Origin of the sequence: Azonexus sp. (assembly GCF_049652925.1) — a bacterium.
In the GTDB taxonomy this organism is placed as follows: Bacteria; Pseudomonadota; Gammaproteobacteria; order Burkholderiales; family Rhodocyclaceae; genus Azonexus.
The window spans coordinates 76,181-94,832 of sequence record NZ_JBASFI010000028.1 but is presented as its reverse complement, the minus strand read 5'-3'; the positions used below and the strand labels follow the sequence as shown (position 1 = coordinate 94,832).

19 protein-coding genes are annotated in these 18,652 nt (G+C 59.7%); 7 read left to right on the top strand and 12 right to left on the bottom strand.

Annotated elements, in window-relative coordinates; all coding sequences use genetic code 11:
• Nucleotides 1–72 precede the first annotated feature (72 nt).
• From WBK19_RS15515 to WBK19_RS15500, 4 genes are all read left to right on the top strand, one after another.
• A complete protein-coding gene (locus tag WBK19_RS15515; protein WP_511291274.1) occupies nucleotides 73–1,044 on the top strand; it encodes a class I SAM-dependent methyltransferase in 972 nt (323 codons plus the stop codon).
• A gap of 12 nt (nucleotides 1,045–1,056) precedes the next feature.
• Nucleotides 1,057–2,958 (top strand): class I SAM-dependent methyltransferase, encoded by a 1,902-nt coding sequence (locus tag WBK19_RS15510; RefSeq protein ID WP_511291272.1) that lies wholly within the window; start codon nucleotides 1,057–1,059, stop codon nucleotides 2,956–2,958.
• Nucleotides 2,959–2,967: 9 nt separating this feature from the next.
• Entirely contained in the window at nucleotides 2,968–4,287 is a 1,320-nt protein-coding gene (locus WBK19_RS15505) for a glycosyltransferase family 2 protein (protein WP_511291270.1), read from the top strand.
• Between the two features lie 64 nt (nucleotides 4,288–4,351).
• The gene (locus WBK19_RS15500; protein WP_511291268.1) at nucleotides 4,352–5,311 is read left to right on the top strand and encodes a glycosyltransferase family 2 protein; all 960 of its coding nucleotides are present in this window, start codon (nucleotides 4,352–4,354) and stop codon (nucleotides 5,309–5,311) included.
• Nucleotides 5,312–5,330: 19 nt separating this feature from the next.
• Here the strand turns inward: WBK19_RS15500 and WBK19_RS15495 are convergent, their stop codons facing one another.
• From WBK19_RS15495 to WBK19_RS15440, 12 genes are all read right to left on the bottom strand, one after another.
• Nucleotides 5,331–6,464 (bottom strand): aminotransferase class III-fold pyridoxal phosphate-dependent enzyme, encoded by a 1,134-nt coding sequence (locus WBK19_RS15495; protein WP_511291266.1) that lies wholly within the window; start codon nucleotides 6,462–6,464, stop codon nucleotides 5,331–5,333.
• The gene (locus tag WBK19_RS15490) at nucleotides 6,464–6,886 is read right to left on the bottom strand and encodes a cupin domain-containing protein (RefSeq protein WP_511291264.1); all 423 of its coding nucleotides are present in this window, start codon (nucleotides 6,884–6,886) and stop codon (nucleotides 6,464–6,466) included. Before WBK19_RS15490 ends, WBK19_RS15495 begins: the two co-directional genes overlap by 1 nt.
• Nucleotides 6,876–7,598, bottom strand: coding sequence for an acylneuraminate cytidylyltransferase family protein (locus tag WBK19_RS15485; RefSeq protein WP_511291262.1), 723 nt, complete (start codon nucleotides 7,596–7,598; stop codon nucleotides 6,876–6,878). The genes WBK19_RS15490 and WBK19_RS15485 overlap by 11 nt, the downstream gene beginning before the upstream one ends.
• Nucleotides 7,595–8,536, bottom strand: coding sequence for a phosphoglycerate dehydrogenase (locus tag WBK19_RS15480; protein WP_511291261.1), 942 nt, complete (start codon nucleotides 8,534–8,536; stop codon nucleotides 7,595–7,597). The genes WBK19_RS15485 and WBK19_RS15480 overlap by 4 nt, the downstream gene beginning before the upstream one ends.
• Entirely contained in the window at nucleotides 8,533–9,606 is a 1,074-nt protein-coding gene (locus tag WBK19_RS15475; RefSeq protein ID WP_511291259.1) for a 3-dehydroquinate synthase family protein, read from the bottom strand. The genes WBK19_RS15480 and WBK19_RS15475 overlap by 4 nt, the downstream gene beginning before the upstream one ends.
• Entirely contained in the window at nucleotides 9,603–10,280 is a 678-nt protein-coding gene (locus tag WBK19_RS15470; protein ID WP_511291258.1) for an SDR family NAD(P)-dependent oxidoreductase, read from the bottom strand. Before WBK19_RS15470 ends, WBK19_RS15475 begins: the two co-directional genes overlap by 4 nt.
• Nucleotides 10,255–11,262 carry a Gfo/Idh/MocA family protein gene (locus WBK19_RS15465; protein ID WP_511291256.1) on the bottom strand — a complete coding sequence of 336 codons (1,008 nt, stop codon included), beginning with the start codon at nucleotides 11,260–11,262 and terminating at the stop codon, nucleotides 10,255–10,257. Before WBK19_RS15465 ends, WBK19_RS15470 begins: the two co-directional genes overlap by 26 nt.
• A gap of 4 nt (nucleotides 11,263–11,266) precedes the next feature.
• Nucleotides 11,267–11,860, bottom strand: a complete 594-nt coding sequence (locus WBK19_RS15460) for a D-sedoheptulose-7-phosphate isomerase (protein ID WP_511291254.1) — start codon at nucleotides 11,858–11,860, stop codon at nucleotides 11,267–11,269.
• 336 nt (nucleotides 11,861–12,196) lie between these two features.
• Nucleotides 12,197–13,414, bottom strand: a complete 1,218-nt coding sequence (glf, locus tag WBK19_RS15455) for a UDP-galactopyranose mutase (protein WP_511291314.1) — start codon at nucleotides 13,412–13,414, stop codon at nucleotides 12,197–12,199.
• Nucleotides 13,398–14,372, bottom strand: coding sequence for a glycosyltransferase family 2 protein (locus WBK19_RS15450; RefSeq protein WP_511291252.1), 975 nt, complete (start codon nucleotides 14,370–14,372; stop codon nucleotides 13,398–13,400). Before WBK19_RS15450 ends, glf begins: the two co-directional genes overlap by 17 nt.
• An 11-nt stretch (nucleotides 14,373–14,383) precedes the next feature.
• The gene (locus tag WBK19_RS15445) at nucleotides 14,384–15,151 is read right to left on the bottom strand and encodes an SDR family NAD(P)-dependent oxidoreductase (protein ID WP_511291250.1); all 768 of its coding nucleotides are present in this window, start codon (nucleotides 15,149–15,151) and stop codon (nucleotides 14,384–14,386) included.
• Nucleotides 15,148–15,390: an acyl carrier protein gene (locus tag WBK19_RS15440; RefSeq protein WP_511291248.1), complete on the bottom strand. Its 243-nt coding sequence runs from the start codon at nucleotides 15,388–15,390 to the stop codon at nucleotides 15,148–15,150. The genes WBK19_RS15445 and WBK19_RS15440 overlap by 4 nt, the downstream gene beginning before the upstream one ends.
• A 264-nt stretch (nucleotides 15,391–15,654) precedes the next feature.
• On the opposite strand from WBK19_RS15440, the gene pseF reads away from it, so the two are divergent.
• Genes pseF through pseI form a run of 3 tightly spaced genes read left to right on the top strand, consistent with a single transcriptional unit; the run spans nucleotide 15,655 to nucleotide 18,643 of the window.
• Complete coding sequence (gene pseF, locus WBK19_RS15435; protein ID WP_511291246.1) at nucleotides 15,655–16,350, top strand: pseudaminic acid cytidylyltransferase; 696 nt, start codon at nucleotides 15,655–15,657, stop codon at nucleotides 16,348–16,350.
• A complete protein-coding gene (gene pseG / locus WBK19_RS15430) occupies nucleotides 16,340–17,599 on the top strand; it encodes a UDP-2,4-diacetamido-2,4,6-trideoxy-beta-L-altropyranose hydrolase (RefSeq protein WP_511291244.1) in 1,260 nt (419 codons plus the stop codon). The genes pseF and pseG overlap by 11 nt, the downstream gene beginning before the upstream one ends.
• Complete coding sequence (pseI, locus tag WBK19_RS15425; RefSeq protein WP_511291242.1) at nucleotides 17,600–18,643, top strand: pseudaminic acid synthase; 1,044 nt, start codon at nucleotides 17,600–17,602, stop codon at nucleotides 18,641–18,643.
• Nucleotides 18,644–18,652 lie beyond the last annotated feature (9 nt).

The window sequence follows — 18,652 nt, the reverse complement described above, 5'->3', positions numbered from 1 at the left end:
CTCGGCAATCCATTTGCATAAGCCGGGCACCTCCACCCAATAATCGATGACCGCCGTGCCAAGGTTTTCTGCATGCCCGACACCTTAACGTTTGCCGATCTCAAGACACTCGGAAAACCGATTGTATTAGCCCCCAAAAATGAGGTGACCCGGGTCGTTCATTTATATCTGGAAAAGTATTCCATCCCGGTACTGGGTTACTCGGATTCCATTGCGACCGATGACGATTGCCTGAAGGCGCCGGACATCCCGCCAGGGACCATCTCGCTGATTTTCAGCAACAACCATTGGCAAGCCATTCAGCAACGCCTGGCGCACACGGAGACATACATCGTCTGCGCCATCGACGGGGGCTATCGCTTTGTCGAGGCGGCAGGTTTTGACGCGTACACGAACGAGCAACTGTGCATTCACAACAACACGATCGCCCAACGGACCTTCTGGCAAAACCATATCGAGACCTACCTCGACCAGGGGTGCGACATTGAACGCTACGGCTACACCTGGGGCGACCCGGAAGCGGCAGACGACCCACTGGGCAACTATCGATGGGTGCTGCAGAAAATGCTGTCCTGGCTGGACGACGACAGCACGCTCCTTGACCTGGGAAGCATGTCGGGCAAGTGGTTGAAATACTTTTTAAGTGCAAAAAAATTGGTCTGCGTCGATATAAATACGGCATTTATCGATGTGATCCGGCAGCGTTATGCGGCGCATATCGATAAATTCAGTTTCTATCAGACGACCGGCAATGAATTGCACGGCATTGCCAACCGGTCGATTGATATCGTCTTCTGCATGGACACGCTGGTACGGGTCGAAAAGGAATTTATTGCCGACTATTTCATGGAAATGGGACGGGTGGTAAAAGACGATGGAAAATTGATTATCCATCTCCCGAGCGCCGATCGCGAAGCGTGCACATCAAGGCAATTCACCCATCTTAGCCGGCCGGAAATTACGGAAATATGTTCCCGCCTCAAACGAAAATACGTCATTTTGGATAATGTACTGGCCCACGGCGTTCTGGTAATTGCCGAGTAAAAAGGGATAGCAATGAATATCAAAGAGCTTTCAACAGCAAAAATAGCGGTCGCCCCGTACAACGACATCTCGATCGCCCTGGTCAAATCGCTTCCCGACTCGATCACCTTTGTCGGCTATGCCGATTCATTCAAGGATGGGGACGGGGTCTATCGACCCGATACCGTACCGGACTTTGACTTCATCATTGTAAACAGTCCGAATTACTGGCAGCAGATTGCCGAAAATTACCCCGCCGACAAGGTTTTTTTGTACAAGAAACATGGCATGGAGTTGGTGGCCCTCAAAGAGTACCAATTACTGCTCGCCGAAAACCGGTTTTATGATGTTCTCCTATTGCCCTTCAATAAATCCAACATAACCGACCTGGCAATCGTCTCCCGGGAACTGTCGAAAATCGGCATCACCTCGGCGCTGGTCGATGCGGGTTCCGAATTCGATGACAACCTGAAGAAAGGGATCGCCTGCAATCCCGATGTCACTTTCATCGGCAAGGACCAGGTAGCGTCAACCGTGCGCCGGGCCCTGGTCGCCTCAATCGACTGGGACTCCGCCTTCGGTCGCCCCTTGTTGCAGGCCGAGCGTGCCGCTGGCGGACTGACCATCGGGATTATCGATGGCATCGAAGATTTTGAGGACGCCGACTATGACTACGAGCGCAACGCCTACAACACCGTCGAATATGTGTTGTTGATGGGCTCGGATGATCAGAAATATCTCGATCACAAGCGGGAACAGACCAGCATTATCGGCTTGCCGAAAATGTTCGACTTTTACCATGAAACAAAATATCGGCCGCCCAGACCGAAGGTCATGCTCAATGTCAATTTCACCTATGGCACGTTCGAAGAGGTTCGCGCGGCATGGGTTGATGATGCGATCGCCGCCTGTCGTGAAGCGAATCTCGACTTCATTATTTCGCAACACCACGCCGACCATGGCGACTTCGCCCCGGAACTGGTTTCGAAAAAAAATGTTTATGACACCATCCGGGAAAGCTCGATTGTCGTCTCGCGCTTCAGCACGGTCATCCTCGAAAGTCTGGCGCTCGGCAAACAGGTGATTTACTACAATCCGCACGGCGAAACGGTATCCCTGTATAAAAATCCACAGGGTGCCTACCGGATCGCCACGAATCGCCAGGACTTGCTGGCCTGCCTGACCGCCGCAGCGGCCGATCCGGAATTTGGGCGCGCCGCAGCCCGGCAGTTCCTGGACCGCAAATGCAATGTTTCATCGACTGTTCCCCCGGGAAAACTGGCGGCTTATCGCATCAGGAATTTGCTCGATGAGCGCGCTTCGATTGATTTTTCGCCGCGCAAAAACTTTGCCATCGACCCTCGTTACGCGGCCCGAATTGCCTATCACCACTACGACGACCAGAGCGCTGAAGACGAATGGCAACTGGAAGTCTATCTGCACGCCTTGGGCTGGCTGATCAAGAACAATTGGCAATCCGTCGCTGATTTCGGCTGTGGCTCCGGCTTCAAATTAATGACTTATTTGAAGCAGTATGAAACGCTCGGCTATGAACTCGAGGTGAACTTCAACGTCCTGCGCGACCGCTACCCGGATCGGGAATGGCGGGTCTCGGACCTTTCCCGAGAAAACGATATCGACTGCGACGTGCTCATCTGCTCGGATGTCATCGAGCACCTTGTCGACCCCGACCAGCTCATCGATTATTTCAAAAACCAATCCTTCAAGGTGCTCCTGATATCCACCCCGGTTCGCGAACTGGTCTATGCGGCGGACGATCCTGCCCGATTTGGCCCGCCGCGCAATTACGCCCATCAACGCGAATGGGGGTTCGATGAATTCCGGCGCTATATCGAGCAGAGCTTCGATGTACTCGATCACCGGATCACCAACCATCATCAAGCGACTCAGCTAATCGTCTGCGCCAAGGGCTAAGGACAAGGGATGTTGAGTTTTATCGTTCCGATGTACAACGTGGCGCCCTATATCGGGAAATGCCTGGACTCCCTGGTCAAGCAGGCCGGGTTCGCCGAGGTTCAGGTTATTGTCGTGAATGACGGTTCAACCGATGATTCCGCCAGGCGAGTACAACCCTATGTTGACGCCCACCGCAACGTGCATTTGCTCGACAAGGCCAATGGCGGTCTCGGCTCGGCCCGCAATGCCGGCCTCGCCCGGACCGACACCGATTATGTATTTTTCCTCGATGCCGACGACTGGGTGGCGCCAGGCGGCATCCTTCGCCTGCTCGACGTCATCGCGGCGGAACGGCCCGATATCATCAAGTTCAACCATTGCCGCGTCGACAGTGCGGGCAATGAATACCCGGACAACCCGACCGTCGACGCCAGCTTTTCGACGGTGCTATCCGGAGCAGCGCCCAGCTCGGCTTGCTTTCAGGTGTTCAAGACCGCGCTATTCATCGAAAACAAGCTGAAATTCGATGAGGCTTCTTTTTATGAGGACGTCTCCCTCATATTCAGTGTCTATCACCAGGCGGACAAAATCATCAACCTGAGCGACGTCCTCTATTTTTATCGATGCCGGGATGGATCGATTACTGCCAGTTTCAGCGCCCGGAAAGCAGACGACCTGTTCTTCGGCTACCAGGCGGCCGTTGATTACATCGACCGGCAAGGACTTCGGGATCAACACGACGATGATCTGTTTTTGCGCCTGGTCCGAATTTCGGTCTATTCGGCCAGAAAAATATTCCACTCGCCGGGCCTGCAGGACGCCCTGAAAACCATCATCGACCGGTTCGCGACCTGGTATCCGCTGGAGGCGGCATTTGCCAGGGTGGCACGTCTGGACATGAAGGCGACAGCCGATTTCTACCAATACATTTTCAACGGCCTCGCCAATTACGACAAAGCCGCATCGCAACATGCCCTGCCGCACATCCCGTTCAACGATATCGGCAATTTTCGAGCATCGGAAATGCTCAATGAAATTCGCGCTTGCTTCACAGCATTGACCCGAAACAATTGTCGCTATGTCATCTATGGCGACGGCCACTTATCCAAATTTCTGCTCTCGACAACCGATAATCGCGCGCTCGCCATCGCCGACAGGATTTACGATCACCAACACAGCCGGGCCGGAATGCTTTACGTCCCCCCGGCCGCCCTGAGCGAAATGCCCTGCGATCTGATTTTCATCTCCGTTCTGGGCCGGGAGACCGCGATTACGGCCGACCTGATACGACTGGGCGTCGCCCCGGACAAGATCAAAACATTCAAGAGCCAATACCTCTCGCTGTGAAACCACACCGTTCAACGCCATGTCCCGGCGATCCCGGCCTTCCCATGACGACGCCGACCGCCGCATGAAGCACCCACTGATCTCGGTGATCATGCCGGCCTACAACTGCGGCCCTTATGTCGAGGCCGCGGTGAAGAGCGTCCTGTCGCAGACCTATGGCGAATTCGAGTTGCTGGCCATCGACGATGGCTCGACGGACGACACTGCCGAGAAACTGGCCGCCCTGGCGCAAATGGACAGCCGGATCCGTTTTGTCTCACAGGAAAACCGGGGCATTTCGGCGACCTTGAACCGCGCCGTCGATCTCGGGCAAGGCGAGTTGATGGCGCGAATGGATGCCGATGACCTCTGCCTCCCGGAACGTTTCGAACGCCAGGTGGCTTTTCTGTCGGCCCACCCGGAGATTGGCATTGTCGGCAGCTGGATTCGCCTGTTCGGGGCCCGCAATGAGACCTGGCATTACCGGATGCAGGATGCCTTCATCAAATTCCTACTTCTTTTTCGCACGAACGGATTCGGCCACAACGCGATCATGGGAAGAATGCCGATTTTCCGGGAGTTCCGCTATGACAGCGCCTTCGATGCGGTCGAAGACGCGGATTTATGGTGCCGGATCGCCACCCGGTCGGCGACGGGCTTTGCCAACATTCCCGAAGTCCTGATGCAGTACCGGATCCATGCCGAGCAGTCCTCATCGCTCCGCCGAGCCCACCAGCTCGCGCTCTACGAAATCATCATGAAGCAATTCATGCTGGCACTCGGCGTCGAGGACGAAACGATCGATGCCGAAGCCCATCGCTTGTGTTGCGACATCACGCCAGGCCTTTCGGTGGTGCAACTGATGCGGGCGCGCGGCTGGCTGGAGCGTCTCGCCAGCGGGATTCGCCCGGACTGGCACGATGAATTCGGCGTGCTGGCCGAACGCTGGGCCCGCTTATGCGTTGCCAACGACTCGCCGGTGCTGGCGGCCGATCTGAAATTCCGCCCGACCAGCTGGCTGTGCGCTCGACCGCGCCAGCCCTGAGTCCGCCCGGTCGGGCCGGCTATCCGAGATGACGGGCCAGGATGCGGCAGGCGGAATCGATCTCGGCGTCGGAAATGGCCAGATTCGGTCTTAGTCGAATCGCCCGTTCGCCCGCCTTGTTGATCAACAAACGGTCGGCAAAGCAGGCCGCGACCAGCGCATCCCGGATCGCCTGGTCTGGCAGGTCAAATGCAATCAGACAGCCCGCCGCACGAAAATTCGCTACCGCGCCGGCCAATGCCGCCCGGAATCGGGCTGCCACTTCCGGCGCCCGCGCCACCAAGCCGTGCTCGGCATAGGCTTTCAATATGTAACGGGCGCGAATCATGTCGAGCAGATCGCCATCGAAGGTGACATCCAGTTTCTGATAGGGACTGGCAAAAATATCGGCAAAGCGCGGGCTCACGCAAATTCCACAAACTTGGGCCTTTTTACCGAAGACCAGAATATCCGGCTCGATACCCAGTTGCTCGCCGTACCACATGGTGCCGCTCACCCCGAAGCCGGTCTGGATTTCATCCATGATCACGCAGATCCCCAGTCGCCTGGCCTCGCCAACCAGTTCGCGGAGTTGCGTCGCGGGCAAATGGATATCGCCGCTGGTCGCCTGAATCGGTTCGATAATCAGCGCGACCACATCGCCCGCCTCGGCTAGGCACTGCAAATGGGCAATGGCTGCCGGCAGGGCGAGGTGCAACCAGCCGATATCGGGGTAGTCCGCCATCCGCGCCGCCGTCACGCCGACCCGACTGGTGGCGAACCCCCAGCAATTGACGCCATGGAAAGCATTTTCCAGACACAAGACTTTGGGCGCGGCATGCGCGGCGTGGCTCATGGCCGTCTTGATCGCCGCCTCGACCGCCAGCGCCCCCGTGCAGGTAAAGTGAAGGTAGGGGCTGAACACATGGGTCCGCAGGGCATCGACAAAGGCCCGCAAGGGCTGGCTCGACATCACGTTATTGGTCATCCGGACATGGGCGACCTGACGGATTTCCTGATCAAATTGCGCATCGAATACCGGGTGGTTGTAGCCCAGGGGCATCGATGCATAGCCGCTGAACAAATCGAGATACGATGCCCCACTCAACTCGTCATGCAAGTACGAACCGCGCGATTTGGCCAAATCGACGCTGAGAGGGAAGACGAAATTCATCAATAATCGTCCGCTTCGTATACATGAGCGACATCGTAACGACTGACCGCCAGGCGAATGGCGGCAACCTCGCCACAGGCGGTTATCTTGTGCTTTTTATTCTTCTCGATAAAAACCAGATCGCCCTTGTATATTTCACGTATCTCGCCTTCGATGTCCCATTCCCAAGAGCCATCGACGATGAACCACCATTCATTCCAGTCCGGGTGATGGTGCTTGCGATTACCCTCGCCGGGCAACTGGCAAATCAGCGTCGCCGAATTCGACTCTGTATTGACCAGGGTGTGCGCCCAAGAATGGCTTTTACCATAACGCGCAATCAGGTCGGGGATATGGGTGACGCTCTGGTTGGCCAGATCGAGGAAGGTTTCCATGACGCCATCCTTTTTTAGGATGGATGGGACATTCGCATCAGATTTCATAGTAATGCTTCTCCGCCGGCTGCGTTTTCATGGTCAGAATGGCTTCTGCCAGATTAAAGTCTTTTTCGTGATCGATATCGATCATGCCTTCCCCGCGGATAACGTAATAGCCGGTCTTCTGCGCCCCGCCGTACACCGCACAGCCATGCGCCGCCATGTTCTGGCGGAAGTTGGCCGTATCCCAGGCCATGATCGACGAAGTGAACAATTGCACCGGTACCAGATCCTGCGACGGGGGCATTTGCTTTTCCGGATCGAAATTCAAAGGCCGGCCCTGGAACAGCCCCTCGATCTGCTCCTCTTTGACCGTGTGCACCGTCTTGTAATCGCCCTCGACAAACATTCGGACCAGGGCGCGAATATCGTCGGCCGAGGTGAACGGCGACGTCGGATTGACCTGGACGAGAACATCGCAGCGCACCTGGTTGATGAAATCGAGCGCAAAATCGTCGTTGCTGGCCCCATTGCCAGCGAGCTCGGTGGGCCGCTGATAAAACGACAAACCGGAGGCCGCCGCGATCGGGGCGAAGACATCCGACTCCGAATTGATATAAATCGAATCGAAAATTCCCGCATCGATACAGGCCTGCCCGACCCACTGGGTCAGCACCCGCCCCCCCAACAAGCGCAGGTTTTTCTTCGGAATCCGTTGGCTGCCCAGCCGCGCCGGGATCATGGCAACGATGACAGGCTTTTTCGCAGGTGAAGTCATACTCTACTCACAGAGGTCGGGTTACGGGCATAGGCAAGCAACAGGTCGATGGCCGACTTCCCCATCGCCTCCGTCGCTTCCTTGGAATTGCCGCCGATATGGGGCGTCGGAATCAGGTTGGGCAAGGCCAGTAGCGCATGCTGGACGGGCGGCTCCGGGTCATACACATCGAGTGCTGCCCCGGCGATGGTGCCCGCCCGCAGCGCGGCCTCGAGCGCCGTCAGGTCGACCAACTCGCCACGCGCCGTGTTGATCAGGATGGCCCCGCGCTGCATGGCGGCGAGAGAATCCGCATCGACCATGCCGGCGGTCAAGTCGGTCAGCGGGCAATGCAGACTGAGCACGGCAGACGTCGTCAGCACGGTGCCCAACGGCACTTGCCGCGCCCCCAGGGCCTGACACTCCGCTGTCTTGTCGACAATATCGTGCACCAGAATCTCGCAGCCAAAGGGCTGGAGCAGCGCAGCCAGGGCCGTCCCGACATGGCCGAAGCCAATGATCCCGACCGTCTTGCCGAACAGACTATGCCCGCCTTGCTTGAGCCAGGTGCCGCCGGACAACAGATTGGCCGTGACATAGACATTGCGCAACAGCATCAGGGCCATGCACAAGCTCAGTTCGGCGACGGCCTGGCGATTGACCCCGGCCTGATGCAGGACGGGAATTTGCCGTGCCGCACAGGCAGCAAAATCGATGTTGTCGAGCCCCACCCCGAACTTGGCGACCACCTTCAACTGCGGCAGCTGCGCGAGGACGGACGCATTCAATTGCTCCAGGGCGAGGATCACCGCATCGGCGTCGTGCAAAAACTCGACCAATTCGGCATCGGTCAGTTTCCGGGTGGCGTGATTCAAGCGATAGTCCGGAAAGTTGGCCGCCAAATAGGCAACCAGCGCCTGGTCCTTGGCGAAGGCCTTTGATGTGACCGCAACTTTCACGCGAATGACCACTCCTTGCCGAACAGGATCAATGCTCTGGCCACCTCCTCCGGCTGGATGTCGTCGACCTTGGCCGACCCCATTCCGTCGTTGACCAGCAGGATCATGGTCAGCGCGCTGCCCACCCGCTTTTTATCGCGCTTGAGCGCAGCGATGATCGCCTCGGCGGCGAGATAGTCCTGGGTGACCGGAACATTGATATTGGGGCGGAAAAACACGTCGCGCAGATGCTGATGCAGCGAAGCCGACAAATACCCGCGCTCGACGCTCAGGATATTGGCAAACCACATGCCGATGGTCACGGCAACGCCGTGCGGCACGGCATAGTCCGAAGTCGCCTCCAGGGCGTGACCAAAACAGTGACCATAGTTGAAGAGGTTGCGTTTGCCGACATCAAATTCGTCCTGCTGGATATAAGACTTTTTGACCAGATGCGTTTCGTAAATCGCCGCCAGGTAATTCTCCTGGCGAACTTCCTCCAGCAAGGCTGCGATCTTGATCAGGGACGGCTTTTCGAGATCAGTCAGCAGCAAGAACTTGATGATTTCACCGACGCCGCTGTCAATCGCCTGGGCGGGCAGTGTTTTCAGGAAGTCGGTGCAAATGAACACCTGCTGCGGCGGGTAGAAACTACCCAGGGTATTTTTATATTCGTCGAAATTGAGCGAGGTCTTGCTCCCCACGCAGCTATCGGCCTGAGCCAATAGGGTGGTGGGGAAAAATGTCCAGTGAATGCCACGGTACAGGGTTGACGCTGCGAAGCCGCTCACATCCTGGATGATTCCGCCCCCCACGCTGACCAGATGCAGTTGCCGCTTGATATCGAAGGTCAGCAGAAAGCGATAGATCTGCATCACGGTCTCGAGGTTCTTCAGGCTCTCGCGGGCCGGCAGGCAGAGCAAACGCTCAGCCGGCAAGCCGGAGAAGGCAGCGGCATAGCGCTGCGCGATCTCGGCGTCGACGACAAACACCGTCTTGCCATCGGCGATCAAACCGGCGAGCGGCGACAAATCGGCGCCGATATGGACATCGTAGTCGTGGATCCGCGACGGAATCCGCACATGGTTCATGCGAGAAATCCCCCATCGACCACCAGCGCCTGGCCCGTCACAAAGCTGTTTTGTGCCGACGCCAGAAAGGCGACATAGTTGGCAATTTCTATCGGGCTGGCCAGACGCTGCAATGGCACGTCGGAAACCAATTCGTCCCGCTGTTCAGGGCTCAGGCTGGCCGCCGTCAATTCGGTATCGGTAAAGCCCGGACAGACGGCATTGACCAGGATGTTATCGGCCGCCAATTCACGGGCCAGGGCCTTGGTATAGCCGATCAGACCGAATTTGCTCCCGCAGTACAGAGTTCGGTACTCTTTCGCGCGCTGCCCCCAAATCGAGCTGATATTGACCATCCGCCCGAAGCGCTGCTGGCGCATATGGGGTGCCAGCGCCTGCATGAGCAGCAAGGGCGACTCCAGATTGGTCTGGTTCAAGCGCCGGATATCGGCCAGCGTGATCTCGGCCAGCGGCTTGATGATATTAATCCCGGCGTTGTTCACCAGAATGTCGAACTGGGTATCGGCGGCAACATAGGCCAGCACCGAATCGGCGCAGGCCAAGTCGAGTTGCTGCCGGGTCGGGCAGACGACCTCGTGGCCCTGCGCTGCGAGGGTGGTCGCGATGGCCAGGCCAATCCCCCGACTGGCCCCGGTCACGAGCGCCCGCCTAGCGGTGGATTCCGCTTTTGTCATAAATTCTCTCGACAAGATCGAGCACCCGGAATGCGTCGTGACTGGTGCCGTTATAAGGCGCACCCTGTCCGATTGCCGCCAGGAACTCCGCGAGCTCGAGTTTCCAGCTGTTGTCGTATTCATACCAGGTGGTTTGCTCGGCGGGCTTGCCCATGGCAAAGGTGATGTCTTCAAATTCGCGCCGCCCAAGACACAGGGTTTCCGGCGTGTAACTGCGCGATTCGGACAAGATACCATCGAGGGTCAGGTAGCCCTCGGCGAAATGCATTTCAAGCAAAAACTTGTGCTTCCACTGATTCGCGCTGGAATGCAGCGTGGCAACAATGGGGCCGCTCTGCAAGGTAACGAAGGCATTGTCCTCGACCTCCACCTTCCAATAGCTGTTGGTCAGCACACTGCTCGTCACGGCGAAATCGAGACCGGTCAGGTAATGGAACAAATCGAGCATATGAATACCCTGATCCATCAAGATCCCGCCGCCGGAATATTCCTTGAAATTACGCCAGTTCGAGCCGTAGTCGATGCTCCCCGCCTTGCCGTAGATGCCGCGGATCCAGAGCAAAGGGCCGAGCGATTGGCTGTCGATGATCCGCTTGGCTTCCATCACGCTGTAATGCAGGCGGTGATTGAAGCCGTATTTCAACACGGTGCCACACGCCTTCTCGGCCCCGATAACGCGGCTTAATTCACGCGTATCGCGTGCCGGCGGCTTTTCGCAAAACACGTGCATCCCGGCATTCAAGGCACGAATCGTATAGTCCGCCGCCACGTTGTTGAAGGCACAGACGAATACAGCATCCGGCTTCAATGCCAGCAAGGCATCGAAATCAGTGACCTGCAAGGATTTGTCGTCATCGCTTTCGAGCAGATCGACATTCTTTTCATAGATGCCGACCAGCGTCGTTGCCGCATTTTCGCGAAGATAGCGGGCGCGAATCTTCCCCATTTTTCCGAACCCGGCGATGGCAACACGTAAGGTCATGGCTTCACCTCAAGCTATAAACGGTCTTGCTTTCGGGTTTAAGGGACAGAAAGTAAGAAAAGATGATGTGATCGAGCATCATGTGGATGTCCTCGACAATGCCGTACTCGCCCTTGTCCGTGGCGACATGAAAATTGATGTCGCTGAGATCGCGTAGCGCTCCACCTTCAAAACCGGTCAGACCGATCACCATCGTCCCGCTGCTGCGCGCGTAATGCACGGCTTTCAGGATGTTTCCCGAATTGCCGCTGCAACTGATCGCCAACAGAATGTCCATGCCCTTGAGGCGGTCTTTGAGTTGGGCATAGAAGATGTTTTCATAGCCGATATCGTTGGCGATGGCCGTACACACTGGCACATTATCGACCAGCGACAGTACATTGAAGTCGCGGATTCCGCGCAGCTTCAAACCACAGCTGAAATCGTTCGCCATATGGGAAGCTGTGGCCGCCGAGCCACCATTGCCAATGATGTAAATGCTGCCCTTTTTTTCGTAGCAGGCCTCGAAGGCGGAAATGATCTGCGCAACCACCGCCTGATCGATTTGACGCAGCGATTCGATCATCTTTTCCAGATAACCCGAGATGAACGCTTGCATGGTGGCTCCTTGATATAGATAACTAAACGACCAATGGAACAGGCAAAAAGACGCCAACCATTGGCTTCAAAACAGAGCCTCTTGCATCACTCGAGTTTTGTGTTGATTTATTCGCTGCTTCAGGCGAATCCAACCGGGCGCCGGCGGGCATTCCCGGCGCGATGTAGCGCTGCGGCCAAACATCATAAAGCCCCGCCGTGAATGCTACCGAACGCGTCCCCGTTCTGCAACATTGAAACACCGCCACCGCCGGATTGTGGCAACCGTGTCCATTCCTTGTCCAGCGAAGCCAGGGCGGCTCACACCCGGTCGCGTCACAGTCGTCTCTCTGGCTTTTCATGACAGGCGGCTTCCGGCCTGGCGCATCGCGGCCGCGCCCAATTCGGCATCCCTGATGGCATCGAATGTCGCCAGCGCATTGGCGACCGCATCGTCCATATCGAAATAGCGGTATTGCGCCAGGCGACCGACCGCATGCACGCGCGGCATGCTCGCCAAGGTGGCCGCGTATTGTTCGTAGGCGGCGCGACTGGCCGCGGTGAAGACCGGATAATAAGGCACGTCGGCACGGGGATTGCTAGGCTCGAAGTCGTTCGGATATTCGTAGACCACCGTCGTCCCCGGACAGGACTGGCCGGTCAGGTGCTTGAACTCGGTGATCCGCGTGTAATCGTGGTCGTTCGGGTAATTGATCGTCGCGCCGGGCTGAAAGCAGGCCCGGTCGGCATGGTGCTGAAAATCAAAGTGTAGTGAGCGGTAGGGCAGCGTCCCCCGGCTGTAAGCGAAAAGCTCGTCGATCATCCCGGTAAACACCAGGTGGCCGGCGAAGGCCTCGCCGTCGAGGCGGGCGGCGCCAGTTGTCACATCGAGCGCCGCGACTGCCGAGAAGGGGGTGTTGAGGCGCAGCGTGATATTGGGATGGGCCAGCATCCGCTCGAAGAGGGCGGTATAGCCGTCGGCGGGCAGGGCCTGGAAGGGGTCGGTGAAGTAGCCGTCATGGCGATCGACGACGACCGGGACCCGTGCCGTGACTTCGGGCGAGATCGCTTCCGGCGGCACGCCCCACTGCTTGGTGGTGTAGTTGAGAAAAGCCTTGCAGTAGACGAAGTCGGCGAGGACCTGGAGTACCGGCTCGGCTTCCTCGCGCAGACTCAGAATCGGCACCCGCGCGCCCGGCCCGAAGCGCGCCAGCAATGCCGCCTCGATGGCGCGGGCGGTGTCCGGCGCGAAGCAGCGCTCGATGCTGTTGAGGTTGAAGGGCAGCGGCACAAGCTGGCCGTCAATGCTGGCCAGCACCTTGTGCGCATAGGAGCGCCAGGCCGTGAAGCGAGACAGGTAGTCGCGAACGTCCGGGCGATCGGTATGAAACAGATGCGGCCCGTAGCGGTGCACGAGCACGCCGTGCGCATCCAGATGATCGACACAGTTACCGCCGACATGGTCGCGCTGCTCGATCAGCAGCACCTTCCAGTCGAGTTCACTGGCCAAGCGCTCAGCCAGCACGGCGCCCGAGAAGCCGGCCCCGACGATCAGCGCGTCATACCAGGCCGACATGTTTCCAGCCCAGATAGTGCCGCGCCGCCCCCGGCTCATGGCGCAAGGCATGGAGCCGTTCGTGGCGTGCGTCGAACCACCAGCCGGCAAGGCCGCCGGGCGCGGCTGATTCATCGATGAATTGCGTGAACAAGGCATCGGCCCCGGTCCGCAGGAAATAGAGCGCGGCCGAAAAGCGGGCATGGGCGATGCCCTGGGCGACGATGTCGGGCGCCAGGCCCAACTCGCCAGCGAAGCGGCAGGCCTGTTCGAGTTCGTGCGTCACCGCGATGCGTCGCGCCGGGTCGCGGTCTGTCTGGGCGCCGAAACTGCCGGCATGGATACGATAGCGGCCGAGCGGTGCGTCAAGACGGTCGATACTGCCGCAGCCAAGTAGGGCGTTGCCGATATGCCAGGGGTAGTCGCAAATGATCCGGCAGCCATGCCCGAGGGCGTCGGCCAGATGGTCGTGGCGACGGATCATCACGCTGCTCGCATTTAGATAGGTGCCGTAGCGGACGAGGTGGCTCGCCGTACTGCGCGGCGGAATGTAGGCGGCATTGTAATAATCGCGCGAATAGCGCTTGATGACCGCGCCGCTCTCCGAATCGAACACCTCGCAGTCATGGAAGACGATGCCGCAGTCGGGATGGGCGTCGAGATGATCGACCTGGGCCTGCAGCTTACCCGGCAAGGCAAGGTCATCGCCGTCAAGATAGGCAATGTAGTCGCCGCTCGCCGCCGCCAGCAGGCGGCCCATGGTCGACACCAGGCCGAGATTCTCCGGGTTATCGAGAACGCGCAGCCGGGGATGGCGTTCGGCCAGCGCGCCGATGGCGGCCAGCGTACCATCGGGCGACGCATCGTTGCAGACGATGACCTCGAAGGGGCAATCGACGTCCTGGGTCAACAGGCTATCGAGGCAGGGGGCGATGAATTTTTCCAGCCGGTAGGCGGGAACGATGACGCTAAGCTTCATCACGACCCGCCTCAGGCATTGGGCAGCACCATGCCGCCATCGACCCCGAGGACCTGCCCGGTGACGTAAGCCGACAGGTCGGAGGCGAAGAAGAGCGCGGCCTTGGCAACATCGTCTGAAATCCCGGCCCGGCCCAGGCCGATGCTCGCCACTGCCCTGTGCTTGACCGCCTCGGGATAGTGGCTGGTCATCCGGGTCTCGATATAACCCGGCGCCAGCGCATTGACGCGGATGCCCTTGGCCGCCAGTTCGCGGGCAGCCGAGCGGGTGGCGCCGATGACTGCCGCCTTGCTCGCCGCGTAGAGGGTCTGCTGGGCATTACCCGTCAGCCCGATTAGCGATGACAGGTTGATGATGCTGCCGCCGCCCGAACGCGCCATCAGCTTGGCGCCATATTGCAGATGGGTGAGGAGGGCCGCGACATTGACCTGCAGGGTCTCGTCGATGGCGGCCCGTGTGATCATGCCGAGCGGCGCATCCTGCATCACGCCGGCACAATTGACCAGAATATCGAGCCGGCGGGTCTGCTTAAAAACCTGCAGGAAGGCGGTAGCTGTCGCCTTATCGTCGCGCACATCGTAAACCTGAACGCCGGGAGCGAGGCCGCCATTGGCGACGATCGCTTCGGCCAGACGCGTCAGCTCGTCCGCTTGGCGTCCCGCGAGAATCAGCTGCGCACCGGCGGCGGCGAAAGTCTCGGCAATTGCCCGCCCGATGCCCCCCGCTGCACCGGTCACCCAGGCGACGCGGCCGGCCAGCAACTGGGCGACCGGACTCATCCGGCGCTCCCGCAATACTTGGCGACAATCGCCCGTGCTTTGGCAAAGGTCGCCATATCGACCACATCATCGGCATCGATCATGATGTCAAACGCCAGTTCCATGGCGGCGATCAAACTCATGTGGGCGACAGACTCCCACTCCGGAATGCTGTTGAAGGCCAGTTCGTCGACCACTCTGGTAAGCGGGATGGCGAGGGTCTGACTGAATATCTGGCGCAATTTTTCAAGCTGAGACATCAAAGCCTATTCCTTATGCGGCGGCGGGGAGAGACGAGAATCGTTCGGCGATCCTCTGCAATAACGGGTTTGCCGGCACCTTCTTTAAGCCGAATGCAGGGGGGCCAGGGCGACGCCAGGCGGCAGGCCGCCAACTTATCAATAAACCAAACTATACTTTAATCTTCCTTCACCTCGACAAACGCCAGTCTGCCACCCCCTTGGGGCATCCGTGCCGCCCTCCGGGCCGCCACCACCATCATTCGCAGCAATCAGGAGTGCCCAATGGCCATTGCCATCATCCCGGCTCGCGGAGGAAGCAAGCGCATCCCGGGCAAGAACCTGCGCTCGTTCTGCGGGCGGCCCATGCTCGCCTATACCATCAGCGCAGCCCGCGACGCCGGCTGTTTCAGCCAGATCGTTGTCTCCACCGACAGCGAAGAGATCGCCAGCCTCGCCATCCAACTCGGGGCCGAGGTTCCATTCATGCGCCAGGCCGACTTGGCCGACGACCATACCGGCACCACCCCGGTCGTCGTCGACAGCATCGTCCGCCTCGCCCAACTCGGTGTCGAGGCCGACCACTATTGCTGCATCTACGCCACCGCGCCGCTCATCCAAGCCGCCGACCTGCAGGCTGCCCATCGCCGCCTGCTCGCTAGCGGGGCAGCCTATGTCTATGCCGTGGCCGAATTCGGCTTCCCCATCCAAAGGGCAGTGCGCATGAATGCCGAGGGTCTGGTCACACCGTTCTGGCCCGAGCAGATGAGCAAACGCTCGCAGGATCTCGAAGCCGCCTATCAGGATGCCGGCCAGTTCTACTGGGGCACGGGGCAAGCCTGGCTGAGCGGGGAAAGCCCGGTCGGCGGCCGGGGCATCGGCCACCTCCTGCCCCGCCACCGCGTGGTCGACATCGACACTCCCGAAGATTGGACCCTGGCCGAATTCATCTACCAGGCCCTGTACCGCGATGCCCCTTAAGCTCGCCTTCCGGCTCGATGCCAATTCCGAGATCGGCACCGGCCACCTGATGCGCTGCCTGGCTCTGGCCGAGCGACTAAGCGCGGTCGGCGTAGACTGCTATTTTTTCTGCCACGACCTGCCAAGCGCCCTGCTCCCACTGCTCGCGCCCTACCCCGACCAGCCGCTCGCCACCCACGACGACATCGCGCCCATCGCGGCCCTGCGGCCCGACTGGCTGATCATCGACCATTACCAGATCGGGCGGGACCTCGAAGCGCGTCTCGCCCCCCATTGCCGGCAACTTCTCGTCATCGACGATCTGGCCGACCGCGTGCATCACTGTCACTACCTCCTCGACCAAGGCCCCCGACGCCAGGCTGCGGATTATCACGACCTGGTCCCGGCCGACTGCCGGCTGCTGCTCGGCGCCGACTTTGCCCTGCTCCGCCCGGCCTACCGGCAACTCGCCCGGCACCAGGCCGGCGCCTGGCGCAAGGGGCTGATCTGCTTTGGCGGCGCCGACCCGGCTGGTGCCAGCCTCATCACGCTCGACAGCCTGGCGCGTATCGCCAGCGCGCAAGACATCGCATGGACAGTCGTTGCCGGCCCGGCGAGCGCGACCAGGGAGGCGCTCGAAACGCGCCTCGCCGACACCCCGCAGCACCACATCACCCTGCTCCAGCACAGCGCCGAAATGCCGCAGCTGATGGCCGAGCACGATTTCACCATCGGCGCAGCCGGCGGCATGACTTGGGAGCGCGCCTGCATCGGCTTGCCGACGCTGGCGGTGCCGATAGTCGACAACCAGGCCTTCAACGATGCGGCGATCGCCCACTACCGCATCGCGGTCCGACTCAGTCTGCGCGAACTGGCCGATCCGGCATGCCTTGAGGCAGGGTTGCGCCACCTGCACGACGAAGCCGATGCCTATCGCCAGCGCGGCCAGGACCTGGTCGATGGACTCGGGCTCGACCGCCTCGCCAGCCTCATACTACCTGCCGCCGACTGGTACCTGGTGGCCAACGGGCCGGAGTGGCAACTGTGGCAGGCCTGGCACCTCAAGATGCGCCTGCGGCTCAGCGGCCCGATCCTGAGCTGGCAGGCCGAGACGGCTGCGGATCCCCTTCTCTGGCAGAAACTGGCAGACTGTCTGGCAAACAGTCTCTCCCTTTCATCGTATTGCCTGGCCAACCCACCCGCCATCGTGCCGCCCGCCCCCTGGGTCGCAGATCAGGACAGGTGGAGCCTGCGTATCGGAGCTTCTTGATTGCAGATCGCTCACCGCCCCATTGACAGTAACCAGCCGCCCTATGTCATCGCCGAACTGTCGGCCAATCACAACGGCGAACTCGCGCGCGCCATCGACCTCATGTGTGCCGCCCAAGCCGCGGGCGCCAACGCCATCAAGCTGCAGACCTACCGCCCCGACACCATCACCTTGAACAGCCCCCGCCCGGAATTCCAGATCCACGGCGGGCTCTGGGATGGCCGCAGCCTATATGAGCTCTACGAATGGGCCCATACCCCGTGGGAATGGCACGCCGCGCTGTTTGAGAAGGGCCGGGAACTCGGCATCACCGTCTTCAGCAGCCCCTTCGACTTCAGCGCGGTCGACCTGCTCGCCAGCCTCGATTGCCCTGCCTACAAGATCGCCTCCTTCGAACTCGTCGATCTGCCGCTCATTCGCTACGCGGCGCAGACCGGTAAGCCACTCGTGATGTCCACCGGCATGGCCAACGAGGCCGAGATCAGTGCCGCCGTCGACACCGCCCTCCACCACGGCTGCGGCGAAGTAGCGCTCCTCCACTGCATCAGCGGCTACCCGGCGCCGGCGGACGAATACAATCTGCGCACCATCGCCCTGCTCCGTCAGCGCTTCGGGGTCGAAATCGGCCTCTCCGACCACACCCTGGGCGCCGCCACGGCAATTGCCGCCACGGCGCTCGGCGCGACCCTCATTGAGAAACACTTCACCCTGGCACGCGCCGATGGCGGGCCGGACTGCGCCTTTTCGATCGAACCCGATGAAATGGCCGCGCTGATCGCTTCAGTCAATATCGCGCATGCCGCGCTGGGCACCGCCGCCTACCACCTGACGCGGAGCGAAGAGAGCAACCGCGCCTTTCGCCGCTCGCTCTATCTGGTCAAAGCCGTTGCCGCCGGCGACCGGCTGACACCCGACCACATCCGCTCGGTGCGTCCGGCCCTCGGCCTGCCGCCGGCCGACTACGATGCGCTGCTCGGCAAGGTGGCAACCCGGGACATGGCGGCCAACCAGCCACTATCGTGGGACTGGATTGCGAGCGTCTAAGAACGTGGA

What these genes read in the sequence shown, in the direction of transcription:
- WBK19_RS15515 (WP_511291274.1), top strand. Translation starts at nt 73, where the DNA reads ATGCCCGACACCTTAACGTTTGCCGATCTCAAGACACTCGGAAAACCG.
- WBK19_RS15510 (WP_511291272.1), top strand. Translation starts at nt 1,057, where the DNA reads ATGAATATCAAAGAGCTTTCAACAGCAAAAATAGCGGTCGCCCCGTAC.
- WBK19_RS15505 (WP_511291270.1), top strand. Translation starts at nt 2,968, where the DNA reads ATGTTGAGTTTTATCGTTCCGATGTACAACGTGGCGCCCTATATCGGG.
- WBK19_RS15500 (WP_511291268.1), top strand. Translation starts at nt 4,352, where the DNA reads ATGAAGCACCCACTGATCTCGGTGATCATGCCGGCCTACAACTGCGGC.
- WBK19_RS15495 (WP_511291266.1), bottom strand. Translation starts at nt 6,464, where the DNA reads ATGAATTTCGTCTTCCCTCTCAGCGTCGATTTGGCCAAATCGCGCGGT.
- WBK19_RS15490 (WP_511291264.1), bottom strand. Translation starts at nt 6,886, where the DNA reads ATGAAATCTGATGCGAATGTCCCATCCATCCTAAAAAAGGATGGCGTC.
- WBK19_RS15485 (WP_511291262.1), bottom strand. Translation starts at nt 7,598, where the DNA reads ATGACTTCACCTGCGAAAAAGCCTGTCATCGTTGCCATGATCCCGGCG.
- WBK19_RS15475 (WP_511291259.1), bottom strand. Translation starts at nt 9,606, where the DNA reads ATGAACCATGTGCGGATTCCGTCGCGGATCCACGACTACGATGTCCAT.
- WBK19_RS15470 (WP_511291258.1), bottom strand. Translation starts at nt 10,280, where the DNA reads ATGACAAAAGCGGAATCCACCGCTAGGCGGGCGCTCGTGACCGGGGCC.
- WBK19_RS15465 (WP_511291256.1), bottom strand. Translation starts at nt 11,262, where the DNA reads ATGACCTTACGTGTTGCCATCGCCGGGTTCGGAAAAATGGGGAAGATT.
- WBK19_RS15460 (WP_511291254.1), bottom strand. Translation starts at nt 11,860, where the DNA reads ATGCAAGCGTTCATCTCGGGTTATCTGGAAAAGATGATCGAATCGCTG.
- glf (WP_511291314.1), bottom strand. Translation starts at nt 13,414, where the DNA reads ATGTCGGCCTGGTATGACGCGCTGATCGTCGGGGCCGGCTTCTCGGGC.
- WBK19_RS15450 (WP_511291252.1), bottom strand. Translation starts at nt 14,372, where the DNA reads ATGAAGCTTAGCGTCATCGTTCCCGCCTACCGGCTGGAAAAATTCATC.
- WBK19_RS15445 (WP_511291250.1), bottom strand. Translation starts at nt 15,151, where the DNA reads ATGAGTCCGGTCGCCCAGTTGCTGGCCGGCCGCGTCGCCTGGGTGACC.
- WBK19_RS15440 (WP_511291248.1), bottom strand. Translation starts at nt 15,390, where the DNA reads ATGTCTCAGCTTGAAAAATTGCGCCAGATATTCAGTCAGACCCTCGCC.
- pseF (WP_511291246.1), top strand. Translation starts at nt 15,655, where the DNA reads ATGGCCATTGCCATCATCCCGGCTCGCGGAGGAAGCAAGCGCATCCCG.
- pseG (WP_511291244.1), top strand. Translation starts at nt 16,340, where the DNA reads ATGCCCCTTAAGCTCGCCTTCCGGCTCGATGCCAATTCCGAGATCGGC.